This is a genomic window from Alkalilimnicola ehrlichii, from assembly GCF_003399765.1.
Classification (GTDB): domain Bacteria; phylum Pseudomonadota; class Gammaproteobacteria; order Nitrococcales; family AK92; genus AK92.
The window spans coordinates 127326-140645 of sequence record NZ_NFZV01000005.1 but is presented as its reverse complement, the minus strand read 5'-3'; the positions used below and the strand labels follow the sequence as shown (position 1 = coordinate 140645).

Sequence of the window (13320 nt, the reverse complement as noted above, 5' to 3'; positions counted from 1 at the left end):
CAGGTTAAGATGCATCAAAAAGTTATTCCTTCGATTTTGCGATGCCCGTTATAGCGTCACCATACCCGAATTGGCCAAAATCGCTTGATAATATGGTATCAAGCAATTGCGTAACTGTATGGTGTCGAGCAAAGGTCACCAAATTTCATGCAGCAGAAAAATAGCCGTTTTATTTCCCTATTGTCGCTGATCGCACTCGCGGTCGTATTGGCTAGTTGCGCCACGGCACCACGCCCAGTGGTCGAACGCTCGGTGGCAGAGATCGTTGAAGAAGCCGATGCCGCCATCGAAGCCGGCGACATTGAGCGCGCGGCGGAGCAATTAAGGCGGGCCGCAACGAAGAGCGTCTCCCCCGAACGGGAGCACCTATTGCTCCGCGCGGCAAGCTTATACCTGTATCTCGGGAATACCGACGAGGCCGATGCGCTGATAGGCGACTTGCCCTCGGTGCTACCTGCTGCCCAACAGTTCCACCGCGAACTTCTAGAAGTCCGCCAACTACTCCTGCGGGACCGTCCGGCGGCGGCATACCTAAGCTTTAGCATGCTCGGAGAGGCTCCGGAGTATCTGCATCAAGAAACGTTACGCCTCCGCGCGGAGGTCAGCGCGGCGGTAGGCCTGTTGCTGGAAAGCGCCGAGGCCCGAGCCGAACTGCATCAGACCTTGAGCACAGCAGAAGAAATCGACGAGAACATGCAGCACTTGTGGAACTCGCTTTCGCAAACGCCGATGGAACTGCTGCGCGAACGCATGCCCCCGCCGCCCGACGCGTTTGGCGGTTGGCTCGAGCTTGCTTTTACGGTCAGAACGTATCGCCTCGATGTAAATCGTTTAGAAAACGCGCTAAAGCAATGGCAGCGCCGCTATCCTGATCACCCTGCCGCCGACGTTTTCGTCCAGGAATTACTGGTTCGTTATCGCGACCAACTAACAGAGCCGCAGCAACTAGCGATACTGCTTCCGTTGTCAGGCCCTGTGGGCGGTGCAGGACAAGCGATCCGCGACGGATTTCTGGCTGCCTATTACGCAACCAATAACAACCGCCCCAGCCTGCGCATCTACGATACCGGCAGCGAGGACGGTTCGGTACTGCGGCTATACGATCAGGCCGTCGCCGACGGTGCGGACTTTATCATCGGCCCGCTGACCAGGGGCGATGTCGCAACCCTCGCCGCTCGGGGCGAGTTACCGGTACCGACGCTAGCCTTGAACACGCTCCCCGCCGATGCCACCGCTCCGGAAGGTTTATACCAGTTTGGCTTAAGCCCTGAGGACGAAGCACGGTCGGCGGCGCTCTACGCAATAGAAAGAGGCTACGAAAACGCGCTTGTTCTGGTTCCCGAGGGCGACTGGGGCGAGCGGGTAGCCAAGGCTTTCGCTCAAGCCTTCGAAGGCGAGTATCAGCAGGTACTTGAGACGCGCACCTATCCTGCGGAAGGCAGCGATTTTAGCGTCCCCATCAGAACCTTACTCAATCTGAACGCCAGCGATCATCGCCAAAGACTGCTACGCAGAACACTCCAAAGAGGCTTCCACTTTGAGTCGCGCCGTCGTCAGGACGCGGACTTTATCTTTCTGGGCGCTTTCCCGCGCGACGCCCGCCTCATCCAGCCCCAACTACGGTTTCATCACGCGATGGATTTGCCCATCCTGGCAACTTCGCACGTATTCAGCGGCGTGATCGATACGGCGGCCGACCAGGACATGAACGGCATTCGCTTTGTCGATATGCCCTGGCTGCTCGACCCGGAGCCGAAAGACGACGGCTTGAGCCGTTCCGAACTGGCCGAGCATTGGCCAGGCGTAGCAAGGCAACCCCGCCTCTACGCCTTGGGGATAGATGCCTATCGGATCATCCCCTATCTTGAGGCACTACAAGCCTACTCGGGCGACACACTCGATGGCAAAACCGGGGTACTCCAAGTAGACACGAACGGTCGCGTTCAAAGAATGCTGCTGCCGGCGCAATTTACCCGCGGGCAACCACGCCTTGAACCGCGACAAGTCCAGCCCTCACGCAACGGAATCAGATTCGAGGGGAACGACTAAGCCATGAGCCGGGCGCAAGGAAGCAGCGCAGAAGCCAAAGCCCGCCGCCACTTAGAACGCGCAGGCCTGCGGTATAAGGAAAGCAACTATCAATGCCGTCTCGGCGAAATCGACCTTATCATGGAAGATGGCCGGACATTAGTGTTTGTCGAAGTTCGCAGCCGCAGCGATGCGCGATTCGGGGGCGCTGCGGCGAGTATCGATACGCGCAAACAGGCCAAATTACGACGAACCGCCGAACATTACTTGCAACGTTTAGGTAAGCTTCCACCTTGCCGTTTCGACGTCGTTGCTTTCGAAGGCGATACTGGGATCAACTGGATCACCGACGCCTTTTAACGGGTAAGCGTAGGGCACCCACAGAAAAATTGGGATTCGTTGCGCTTGCCATAAGTCATCGACAATCATGTTTTACTCTACGTTTAGAAGGAAACGATATGGATCCGCATGAGCGCGTTATCCAGCACTTTCACGAGAGCATCCGGACTAAACAGATGGCAATGGACCAATTGGCATCCGTCATCGTCGACGGCGCTCGCACCATGGCGCGCTCCCTACAGCAAGAAGGCAAAGTGCTAACCTGCGGCAACGGCGGCTCGGCAGCGGATGCTCAGCACTTTTCCTCGGAGTTGTTGAACCGTTTCGAAATGGAGCGTCCCGGGCTGCCCGCCGTCGCGCTAACAACGGACAGCTCAACGCTGACCTCGATCGCCAACGACTACGCTTATAACGACATCTTTGCCAAGCAGGTTCGCGCACTGGGTCAGAGCGGCGATATTCTGCTGGCGATCAGCACCAGCGGCAACTCGCCCAATGTCGTCGCCGCCATCGAGGCTGCTCATGAGCGCGATATGCGAGTAGTCGCGTTAACGGGCAAGGACGGCGGTCAAATGGGGCCGCTCATAGCCGAAGGCGACGTCGAAGTCCGCGTGCCCGCGACCGTCACAGCCCGGATTCAGGAAGTACACCTGCTTGTCATTCACTGTCTTTGCGACCTGATTGACCAATACCTGTTTAATCCGGAGTAAGCCCCGCACCGTTCGCGACTTAACGGCCGCGGCACCGATACGCCTTCAAGCTTAAGCGGGTCGCATGCCGCGACTTGCCAAGAGCCGGAAGAAGAGCTTTGAACCGGCAAACCTAGGGGCTGCGCGCACAACGCTGTGGTATACCGTGACGTTTCTTGCCGACGATATTTATCGCCATTTAGTAAGCGCTCTCGATGAGCAGCGCGTCAAAATCGATCCTGCCGACTGCTGGGCCTATGGCTTTGATAATAGCCGCCATCATAGCCTGCCGAGCTGTGTAGTCTTTCCGCAAAGTCATGAGGAAATCCGCTCGGTGGTGCAAATCTGCCATGCTAGCGGCACACCGCTGATTGCCCGCGGCCGCGGTACAGGAACAACCGGTGCGAGCGTACCGGTGACGGGGGGCGTGATTCTTGCTCTGGAACGGATGAACCGTATCCTACGCATCGACGCCGATAACCGCTACGCGGTGGTCGAACCTGGAGTAACCAATCAAGCACTGCAAGATGCCGTTGCAGCGAAAGGTTTTTTCTGGGGGCCCGACCCGAGCAGCGCTACGGTCTGCACGGTTGGCGGCAATCTCGCCTGTAACGCCGCCGGGCCGCGAGCCGTTAAGTATGGTACGACGCGCGATAACGTACTTGGGCTGCGCGCAGTAACCGGTGACGGCATAGAATTGCGTGCCGGTGTTTTCACTACCAAAGGGGTTATCGGTTATGACTTGACGCGCCTTTTGATTGGCTCGGAAGGCACCTTGGCCATCATCACTGAGGCCACACTCAAGTTAACCCCCTTACCCGAGGCCAAACGGACCCTACGCGTCATATATACCGATATCGATGCGGCGGCCCAGGCCGTCTCCCGCATTATGGCGCAACCCATCACGCCTTGCGCACTGGAATTTATGGACGGGCGCGCTATCGAGCTCATCCGCCAGTACGGCGAGATACCATTGCCGGAACAGGCAGGCGCCTTACTTATGGTCGAGGTGGATGGCCCCACAACCGGCCTGGATGCCGCTGCACAAACCATCGCAGCGGCGGCCAGCGGCAGGGGAATGCTGAGCCTTGATATCGCCAACGACCCCTCGACCGTGAAAGCGCTTTGGCAAGCCAGAAAGGCCCTTTCTCCTTGCCTGCGCAAAGCGGCACCGAAAAAAGTCAACGAGGACGTTGTTGTCCCCGTGTCGAGGATGCCCGAGCTCATCGCGGGGCTAGAGGCGCTTAGCCGGACCCACGGAATCTTGATCGTCAACTTCGGCCATGCCGGTAACGGTAACATTCACGTTAACCTGCTCTACGATCCCAGCAACCCGGCACAGGCAGAAGCCGCACCGCACTGTCTTGACGCCGTATTTTCCTTAGTCCTCAAGCTTGAAGGAACGCTCTCCGGCGAGCACGGCGTCGGCATCGATAAACGCGACTTCGTCAACCGAGAGCTTACACCGGAGACGCTGGAACTTATGGCTCGAATCAAGCGGCAATTCGATCCGGCAGGGATCTTGAACCCGCAGAAGTCCCTTCCCGCCACACCTACAGGCGCAACGGCAACGCCTTACAGCTCACCCACACGCCGGCTGTAGGTACTCGCCGAAACACTCGACCTACCCGGGCCGAGGGCAACTCGTTATACGTGGACGGACTCAACCCGAGACTCAACCGGGCTTCTGCGCCACGAACGCAAAGTAGGTTGATTCTCCGGTCAAGAACTTGTCGTAAACCGTACTGCCGCGCAGCGCGGCAAAATCCGCCAGGTTTTTCCTCATAAAGCTCAGCGTCGTAGCGCGCTCGATAAGGTGGCGTTTCTCTTCATCGGCTACATCGAGCGCGGCCAACACCCCCTTAGTAATATCGACCGCCTCAACCAGCGAAAAACCCTCTTCTTTTAGGCGGCGAGCAAGGTTTTCTATTGGATTCTCGGGAATGTCCTTGGATCCATAAGGATTGAAATCGGCATAGAGGAAATAGCCGCCGCTACGCAACACTCGAAAGGCTTCGCGATAAAAGTCCTGAACGCTTTGGTAGCAGTGAGACGACTCTACATTCAACACCACATCGAAACTATCGCTCGGATACGGCAGTGCAATCGCATTGGCGCAACCGAAACTAAGATTCTCGAACCGATGCCGTCCCTGGCAGAAGGCCACTTGCTCCGGCGACAGATCCACCCCTTCGATCCGGGCAGGCTGTCTTGTACTAGCCAAGTACGCAGCACCGCCGCCTCGGCCGCACCCCACCTCAAGCACGTCTTTACCGGCCAAGGAAATGTTCGATAAAACCCGGTCATACAGTCCACGCTGCAAGGCCTCCTTGTCGCCATCCTTGGACATGGCAGCAGCATCTTTACGACTCGGATCGATATAGCCGTAGTTCAAGAACGTTACCTCGTCGGCCGGCAGTCGCCGCATCAATGCGTTATAGAAGAACTTAAAGAACGCACTCTTCGCCGGCGTAACGCGCTGCATCAGCCAGAAGAACCTGACAAAGGCCGACGGTTTAGCAATAGCTTTCTCGCTCATAGCAACTCCTAATATCGTTAACCCACAAGACGGTCGGAATCTTGAACGCCGGCTTCATCCCTCTCGTTGGCGACAGGCCATGTTCTCGGACCGCGACGCATCCACTGCGCGATTAGATCGAATACGGCAACGGCCGGTTTGCCGTTGGCCAAAAACGTTTGCTCATAAACTCTCGGCGCTGCATACCATTTAGTCGTGGGATAAGCGTGATGAACGCGGTGATAGTTGCGAAACAGGCATAAGGCACCAAAGAAGGCGGGGAGCGCTATGTCGTTGGCGGTATCGGCAGGGTCGTCGCTTCGTTTTTGCCCGTAAAAGGGCGCCCATAGTGCTCGCCTTGGTTCAAAAAGTAATCGAACCAGGCGAAGACACAGAACGGAATGACATACAGCAAAATTACAAGCACTGGCGCGACAAACGCCAAAGCTGTCATTGCCAATACGAACGCCAGAATCGCCAAAAAGGAGATCGCCGACTCACGTCGTTTATGAGCAGGAACGTAACGGGAACGATTAATCGCCGCAGAAAATAGCAGCTGGTAGAAGGGCGCGAATAATAGGGAGAGCAGTTTTCCAGGCGGCTCTTTATAGAAAACCTGTTCGGGATCGTTAGCGGCGTTGGTCGAACGATGATGCTCTAAATGAAAGTAACGGTATTTCGTGAAGTTAATCAGCAGCACCGCCCCCGCAAACAGACCAAACACTGTGTTCATTAGCCTAGAGCGGAAAAAATTATAATGCAGCGACTGGTGCAATGCTTCCAGCAAACCTGATAAAAGCAACCCCTGGAGGAGAACCAATGGCAGCACAATGAGAAAGTGCGCAGAGAAAACAACAATAAGAAGAGCGTTGATCGAAACAGCCAGCAGAAAAGCGGCATCCTGCCATTTCATATGATATCCCCCTAACAACTTACCAAATCACCCACTTCGGAAACGATGACGATACGCCTCGAATAGTCCGCAATAAGTGCCGACGGCAAACAGAAGCACTATGCCTTCCCAGCAAGACGATCGAGAATTTAGACAGCAGGGAGGCGACTGTGCACTAAGATGCTTTTGAGCACCTACTTTCGGCGCCGACAAGTGCCGACTCGGCCAAACACGCCATACCGTTTATTGCTTTCAGCAAATGGTCGATATCCCGGTATGACGTTCTCGGATTCATAAAACACAATCTCACGTACAAATCGTCGCTGATGAAGGTGTGGCCGATGGAATACTCTCGGCTCGCATTGATGCACTCGACGATCGCTTGGCTTACGGCATTCGCATCCGCTCCCGCGGCGTGCTCACGGCGGAAACACACAATGTTGGAGAATGGCGCATAAAGCACATGCCAGCCTGCAATATCCCGCAATGAAGCAGCGGCATATTGCGCTAACGAGAGTAGGTGCTCGTGCGCGGCATACACGGCTGTTTCATTCGTCATCTGCAAAGTCATCCATAACTTCAGGCAGAGGCTCCGCCGCGAGCATTCAAGGGTCAGATCCGACTTATCGGGGAACTCTGCGGTTTTATTCTGCGTAAGATACGGCGCATGATGAACGGCAAGATGCGCTGCTCTTCGTCCATCTCGGTAAAAGAGAAGCCCTAACGGAATCGACTGAAAAATAGCTTATGCGGATTCCAGGAAACGCTATCGCACTCCTTCAAAGCGGCAAACGTTTCATGCAGGGAGGAGAGGTGAAAGAGTCCCCCGCCATGCGCCGCATCGACATGAATCCACACATCGGGGCGGATTCGACGGGCTACGGCAACGGCATCTGCGATGGGGTCGATCGCCCCGGTTGCGGTATTCCCAAGCGTTAGTACGACCACGGCCGGCTCGGAATCCCGAAGCCGCGTTAAGCTCTTGGCCAGACCCTCGACCGACATCCGCCCATAGCGGTCTCCCTCGATCTCAAGGCAGTTTTCCACGCCGATTCCGAGCATACCCGCAGCCCTGGCGACGGAGTAATGCGAAAATGCCGTCGAGAACACCGTCAGCTTTGGCCATGCTCCGTCCCGCCACCCTCGCCAGTTACTGAGAAAGTTACGCGCTGCTAGTAGGGCTGATAGATTCGAAAGAGAGCCGCCCCCCGTCGGTATGCCGACAAAATCCTCCGCAAGCCCCAACCGTTGTTTCGCCCAAGCCAAGACTTCGTCTTCGACAAGACTGTGCGTAGGGGACATGGAAAACACCGCGTGGCCCTGGTTGAGCAAGGAAGCCAACGCATCTCCGACAACGCTTGCGGCAGCCGGCGCACATAGCTGTTGGCTCATGTAGCCGGGGTGATAAAGGTTTACCGCGCCCTCGCCTAACAACGCGATCGCATCCTCGTACCGACCGTTACGCAACAGCCTCTTTGCTTCGTGTAGACGCTGTTTCAGTGCCTTTCCATCCAGGGAAGGCGCTACGCTTCCAGTGTCGTCTGCGTTGGAGTACAACCTTTGCCCAAGCGCACCTACCGCTTCCAAGCCCCCAACCAATTCGTCCGGATTCCACAGCTGCGCAATACTCTGCTGACGATTACCGTTATCCATACACTACTTGCCTATCTCCGTGTGGAAACACAAAGCACAACAAATCGTCACGAGAGTCTTCGCTGAAGACAGCTAGAACATGTTGCAGGAGACGATCGCTGCCCGGACAAACATGAAGGGTCATGGGCTGATTCCAGCCGGTCGGGAAAGTAACGCCGGTGTTAATGAACCCTATGCGGCGCATATACTTGTGTATCGGCTTAATGCTAATGGAGGCGATGCGTTCGGCTTCGTTCCGGACCAAGTACCGGGTAACCGCAGCAGTCAGCGCGCCGAGGACCTTGAACGTGTCATGCTCATCCTTGTGAATAACCAACTCCGACAGCTCCCAGACGTCGCCGGCAGTAGCGAAATAGGCGCGGGGATCGACATACTGCTGCATGAAAAACCCCAGCGGATTAGGTCTGATCATCCTAACCATCCCCTTCACTGCGTTCGCCTCGTCCCGGTAGACCAGATAATCGGTGTACGGATCGAACTTATCGCCAATCGATAGTTCGGGCGTTCCGCGATCCGGCAGATAGCGGTTCCACCGGCAGATGTGTCGATACCTTAGGTTCAGCGCATCGCTCACATCCTCTGGTCGGGCAATCCGGACGTTTTTCAGATAGTCGGTTGTGAACGCCATACGGCTATCCCTCCTCCGTGCCCGATACTTCCTCAGGCCACGTACGAACGCCGTGACGCCACCACGACTTGACGAAGCCGAGATAGGGTACGGTCGAGGCTAAGGCGATATCTCCATGGCTCGCCGCCACCTCCGGCATCCGGTACCACTTGGCAGAAGGCGATGCGTGGTGCGTGGCGTGATAGTTCGTATATAACGATAAAAACCCAATCCAATTGGGCAACCGCAGATTACGGCTGTAACGGTAATGCTCTAGCCCTTTTGGTGCGGTCGCCGCATACGGTTTTTGGTAATGCTGGGAATGCGACATGAAGTACTCGTAGTAGAAGAATACGAGCATTGGCAGTAGGAAAACCGCCAGGGTTTGGGAGGGGTACAGCACCAGCGCCAGCAGTATAAGCACTGCTCGCAGATAGATCAGAAGCATAGTGAACTTGTGCAAGTTAACGTCGTTTCTTTGCAGCAGATCCTGTGCCGCATTAACGATGGAAGCATGCCCTGCCACTGTGATGGGAATCAGCAGTAAAGCACGAAGACGGCTACTAGCTTTGGTATAGAACCGCGCTTCGGGATCTCCATCGCTATTGGTCAATTGATGATGCTTCAGATGGAAGCGGCGATAGGCAGGGTAACTCGTTCCTAGAAACGCTCCAACGAACACCCCAACAACGAGGTTGGCTCGTTTGCCTGGAAACAAGTTGGAATGAACGCTTTGGTGAAACGCCTCAACCAGCCCAACAAACATAATGGCCTGCAACAGCACCAGAGGCGCCGACAGCAAACTTAAGGGGAAAGCTATCAGTAAGAAAGTATTTGCCGCTAAAGCCAGAAAAAACAAACCGAAAAAAAGTAGTCCTTAACCACAACAATACCTCGTCGCCACCTTCCATAGACAGGTCATCCGCGAAGCATCCCCACGTCGGCTTCCGCAAAAAAGCCACATCAAGGTTGCACTATCCATGGTATAGAGGACCTCAAGACCAAAAAACTGACTTTTATCAAGTATTGTCGTGTTTTTTATTTCATCAATAATTAATAAATTTAATAACGTTAGCATGCTCTAAGCAAGCGAAAGCCGAGCCTCTATTAGGGAATGTTAAAATAATTACATTCCAATCCTAGAGAGTGGAAAATCCATCTCAGCAATCTTTCAATCGCTTTATTATTTGAATAAAAGAAAGGTAATTAGCGAGCTTTGCGAATGGCGACGAGCAGGACATGCACGTACGGCCGAAAACGGAATTCGTGGAACTTGGCGGCATTAGCGGTCGACCAGCTTTCGCTTTGCCGGTTCAGAATGCCACTCTCTTTGTTCGGGCTTGTAATCGGCCAGTAGGCGTATAAGTTACGAAACGGTGGGAAGGCGTTATCGAGTCACGATGACGCAAGATACAGGAGGCAGCCTTTGGGCTTCGGAAACCCCTCTCTCCATACTCGAAAAGAGACGGCTATATCAACAGCCGCTGCGGATACATATCTCCGCAGCGGCCGCGCTTAAGCTCACTTGACGATACGCAGCGTGGGCTTACTGCTACCCTTACCTTGAGGATCTGGCGGCGGCTCCCCGCCATCATCCCGCTCCGAGAACAGCATACCTTGCCCATTCTCTCGCGCGTAGATAGCCATTACCGCCAAGATGGGAACATAAACGTCACGCGGCGTACCCCCAAAGCGAGCATTAAAAGACACGCCGTCGTTCGCAACGTTCAAGCCACGCACAGCTCGCGGGGCGATGTTCAACACCAACTTACCGTTGTCGGCATATTCTAACGGTGCGACCAATCCCTCGTAGTTCGAGTCGACCAGGATATAGGGCGTCAAGCCATTATCGACGATCCACTCATAGAGCGCGCGTACCAAATAAGGACGACTGGAAGTCATATAACCTCAAACAGGAAGATGCCTGCGCCCCCTCAGGGGCGCATAACACGTTCCGCGTCGGTAAGACTACGTTGGAACGAGTCCAGCGCGAAGATCCGCTCAGCGTAATCCAGTACTGCCTGCGCCTGCTCCGGCAACTCGATGCCATAGTGCGGTAAGCGCCACAGCAACGGCGCTACCGCGCAGTCCATGATCGAGAGATCTTCGCTAAGGAAGTACGGCATATTCGCAAACAATTCATTGCTAGCCGTCAGACTCTCGATCAGCGCCTTACGGGCACCCTCGGCGTCCGTCTCGCCGCCTTCGATTAACCGGTCTAACGGACCGTACCAATCTTTCTCGATCCGATACAGCACCAGCCTCGCCTTAGCCCGCGAAACGGGGTCGACCGGCATCAACGGCGGATGCGGGAAACGCTCGTCCAAATACTCGGCGATGATCTTGGTCCCATACAGGGCAAGATCGCGATCAACCAAGGTCGGTACCGTGCCATAAGGGTTCAGATCCAACAGCTCTTCGGGCTTGTTGTCTCCGCTGACAGGCACGATATCGGCGGTGATTCCCTTCTCCGCCAACACGAAGCGTATCCGATGACTCAACGGGCAGGTTTGCCCCGAATAAAGCGTCATAACCGAACGTTTACTCACCGCAGCCATCCGGCACCCTCCTCGCCGGTTACACCCTCACACGAGGTGTAAGATTTAGTGGACATCCTTCCAGTATTCCTTCTTAAGCAAGTACGCCACGAAGAGGAACACCAGCAGGAACAGGATCACCCGCACCCCTAAGCGCTCGCGCTCGGCGCGAATCGGCTCGGAGATGTACACCATAAAGTTGGTGAGATCCTGGGTAGCCTGACGGTATTCCGCTTCGGTCATTAGCCCGGAACCTTCTTCCACACGGGTGCCAACGATTTCCAAGCGAGCTTCGTCGCCGACCTGAACCTCTTCATAAACCGGCTCCGGCATACCCTGCAGCTCCCACAACGGGTGGGGCATGCTCAGATCGGAAAAGATCAGGTTGTTGACCCCGACCGCGGACTCTTCGTCCCGATAGAAGCTGTTAAGAAACGTATAGATCCAATCGGCCGAACGCACACGGGCCGTCAAGCTCAAATCCGGCGGCGCGGCGCCGAACCAACCTTCCGACAGCTCCGGGTCCATCGCGTTGAGCATGGTGTCGCCAATCTGCGCATCGGTGAAGATCAGGTACTTCTCGACCAGATCTTCGCTCAGACCCAAGTCCTGAGCAACCCGCCCAAAACGCATGAACTCGGCCGAGTGACAGCTCATGCAGTAGTTGACGAAAAGGTTAGCACCCCGCTGCAGGGAAGCATTGTCGTTTACGTTGACCCGAGCCGACATCAGGTCGCCTTGTGGACCTGCGGCGCCGCTTAATCCCGGCGCCAGCAGTAACAGTACAGCTAGTACGAACTTTTTCATTACTTTGTCACCCTTTCCGGCACCGGCTTCGTCTTCTCTAGTCCGAAGTAGGTGTAGACCCACAAGAAGATGAAATAGCCGAAGTAGATCACCGTACCGATCTGCGACAGCGCCGTATACAACGGGGTCGCAGCCTGCATGCCAAGGAAGGTCAGCATGACGAAGGCGATAGCGAACAAGATCAAGGCGATCTTGAAGCTCAAGCCGCGATAACGGATCGAACGCACCTTACCACGATCCAGCCAGGGCAACAGGAACAGCATGACGATCGCCAGCCCCATGACGGCTACCCCAGGGAAGGAAGAGCCGGCAATACTTGGGATCGCACGCAAGATGGCGTAGTAAGCCCCGAAGTACCAAACAGGGTGAATCAGATCCGGCGTAACCAGCGGGTTCGCAGGCTCAAAGTTCGGCGACTCGATGAAAAGGCCGAAGAAGGTCGGCATGAAGAACACAACGGCCGCGAAGAAGATCAGGAAGATAATAACGGCTACCAGATCTTTCACGGTCATGTACGGGTGGAAAGCCACGCCGTCGAGCGGAACACCGTTCTCGTCCTTATATTTCTTGATGTCGATGCCGTCGGGATTGTTCGACCCGACCTCATGTAACGCCATGATGTGGAAAATCACCAGGAATACCAGCACCAGCGGCAGAGCGATCACATGCAGCGCGAAGAAACGCGTCAAAGTAACTTCGGAGATGTTGTAGTCACCGCGAATCCACAGCGCCAGGTCTTCGCCTACGAACGGGACCGCGCCAAAGAGCGAGATAATCACCTGCGCACCCCAGTAGGACATCTGCCCCCAAGGCAGCAGATAGCCCATAAAGGCTTCGGCCATCAGCAGGACGTAGATCAACATGCCGAAGATCCACACCAACTCGCGCGGCTTTTGGTAAGAGCCGTACATCAACCCGCGGAACATGTGCAGGTAGACGATAATAAAGAACGCGGACGCGCCCGTTGTATGGATATAGCGCAATAACCAACCCCATTCGACGTCGCGCATGATGTATTCGACGGAGGCAAACGCGCCGGCGCCAGTGGGTGATAGTTCATCGTCAAGAAGATGCCGGAGACGATCTGTATGACCAGCACCAACATCGCCAGAGAGCCGAAGAAATACCAGAAGTTAAAATTCTTCGGCGCGTAATAATTGGAAACGTGCTCTTCCCAAAGCTTGGTTAACGGGAAGCGCGCGTCGATCCAGCCAATCAAACGATTGGACTTTGCGACTTCTTCCATCTTA

General features: G+C 55.3%; 14 protein-coding genes and 1 pseudogene. 4 read left to right on the top strand and 11 right to left on the bottom strand.

Annotation, left to right across the window (positions count from 1 at the left end):
- Positions 1–147 precede the first annotated feature (147 nt).
- From CAI21_RS06840 to CAI21_RS06825, 4 genes are all read left to right on the top strand, one after another.
- Positions 148–2049 carry a penicillin-binding protein activator gene (locus tag CAI21_RS06840; protein ID WP_116301602.1) on the top strand — a complete coding sequence of 634 codons (1902 nt, stop codon included), beginning with the start codon at positions 148–150 and terminating at the stop codon, positions 2047–2049.
- Positions 2050–2052: 3 nt separating this feature from the next.
- Positions 2053–2388 carry a YraN family protein gene (locus CAI21_RS06835; protein WP_116301601.1) on the top strand — a complete coding sequence of 112 codons (336 nt, stop codon included), beginning with the start codon at positions 2053–2055 and terminating at the stop codon, positions 2386–2388.
- 98 nt (positions 2389–2486) lie between these two features.
- Positions 2487–3077: a phosphoheptose isomerase gene (locus CAI21_RS06830; protein ID WP_116301600.1), complete on the top strand. Its 591-nt coding sequence runs from the start codon at positions 2487–2489 to the stop codon at positions 3075–3077.
- A 64-nt stretch (positions 3078–3141) separates the two neighbouring features.
- The gene (locus CAI21_RS06825) at positions 3142–4659 is read left to right on the top strand and encodes an FAD-binding oxidoreductase (protein ID WP_116301599.1); all 1518 of its coding nucleotides are present in this window, start codon (positions 3142–3144) and stop codon (positions 4657–4659) included.
- 72 nt (positions 4660–4731) lie between these two features.
- Here CAI21_RS06825 and CAI21_RS06820 read toward each other — a convergent pair whose 3' ends face one another.
- The 11 genes and pseudogenes from CAI21_RS06820 to CAI21_RS06770 all read right to left on the bottom strand — a co-directional run bounded on the left by CAI21_RS06820 (position 4732) and on the right by CAI21_RS06770 (position 13316).
- Complete coding sequence (locus CAI21_RS06820) at positions 4732–5595, bottom strand: class I SAM-dependent methyltransferase (protein ID WP_116301598.1); 864 nt, start codon at positions 5593–5595, stop codon at positions 4732–4734.
- Between the two features lie 17 nt (positions 5596–5612).
- The gene (locus CAI21_RS25825; protein WP_404840858.1) at positions 5613–5957 is read right to left on the bottom strand and encodes a fatty acid desaturase; all 345 of its coding nucleotides are present in this window, start codon (positions 5955–5957) and stop codon (positions 5613–5615) included.
- The gene (locus tag CAI21_RS06810) at positions 5861–6487 is read right to left on the bottom strand and encodes a fatty acid desaturase (protein ID WP_116301597.1); all 627 of its coding nucleotides are present in this window, start codon (positions 6485–6487) and stop codon (positions 5861–5863) included. The genes CAI21_RS25825 and CAI21_RS06810 overlap by 97 nt, the downstream gene beginning before the upstream one ends.
- A gap of 154 nt (positions 6488–6641) precedes the next feature.
- Positions 6642–7196 (bottom strand): pyridoxal-dependent decarboxylase, encoded by a 555-nt coding sequence (locus CAI21_RS06805; RefSeq protein ID WP_258868034.1) that lies wholly within the window; start codon positions 7194–7196, stop codon positions 6642–6644.
- Positions 7187–8119: a pyridoxal phosphate-dependent decarboxylase family protein gene (locus CAI21_RS06800; RefSeq protein WP_116301595.1), complete on the bottom strand. Its 933-nt coding sequence runs from the start codon at positions 8117–8119 to the stop codon at positions 7187–7189. Before CAI21_RS06800 ends, CAI21_RS06805 begins: the two co-directional genes overlap by 10 nt.
- Positions 8112–8747: a GNAT family N-acyltransferase gene (locus CAI21_RS06795; protein WP_116301594.1), complete on the bottom strand. Its 636-nt coding sequence runs from the start codon at positions 8745–8747 to the stop codon at positions 8112–8114. Before CAI21_RS06795 ends, CAI21_RS06800 begins: the two co-directional genes overlap by 8 nt.
- A 4-nt stretch (positions 8748–8751) precedes the next feature.
- The gene (locus CAI21_RS06790; RefSeq protein WP_116301593.1) at positions 8752–9585 is read right to left on the bottom strand and encodes a fatty acid desaturase family protein; all 834 of its coding nucleotides are present in this window, start codon (positions 9583–9585) and stop codon (positions 8752–8754) included.
- 662 nt (positions 9586–10247) lie between these two features.
- The gene (locus CAI21_RS06785) at positions 10248–10628 is read right to left on the bottom strand and encodes a ClpXP protease specificity-enhancing factor (protein ID WP_116301592.1); all 381 of its coding nucleotides are present in this window, start codon (positions 10626–10628) and stop codon (positions 10248–10250) included.
- Between the two features lie 32 nt (positions 10629–10660).
- Entirely contained in the window at positions 10661–11284 is a 624-nt protein-coding gene (locus tag CAI21_RS06780; protein WP_116301591.1) for a glutathione S-transferase N-terminal domain-containing protein, read from the bottom strand.
- A 45-nt stretch (positions 11285–11329) separates the two neighbouring features.
- A complete protein-coding gene (locus tag CAI21_RS06775) occupies positions 11330–12070 on the bottom strand; it encodes a cytochrome c1 (protein ID WP_116301590.1) in 741 nt (246 codons plus the stop codon).
- Positions 12070–13316, bottom strand: a pseudogene (locus CAI21_RS06770) (cytochrome b). Before CAI21_RS06770 ends, CAI21_RS06775 begins: the two are co-directional and overlap by 1 nt.
- Positions 13317–13320 lie beyond the last annotated feature (4 nt).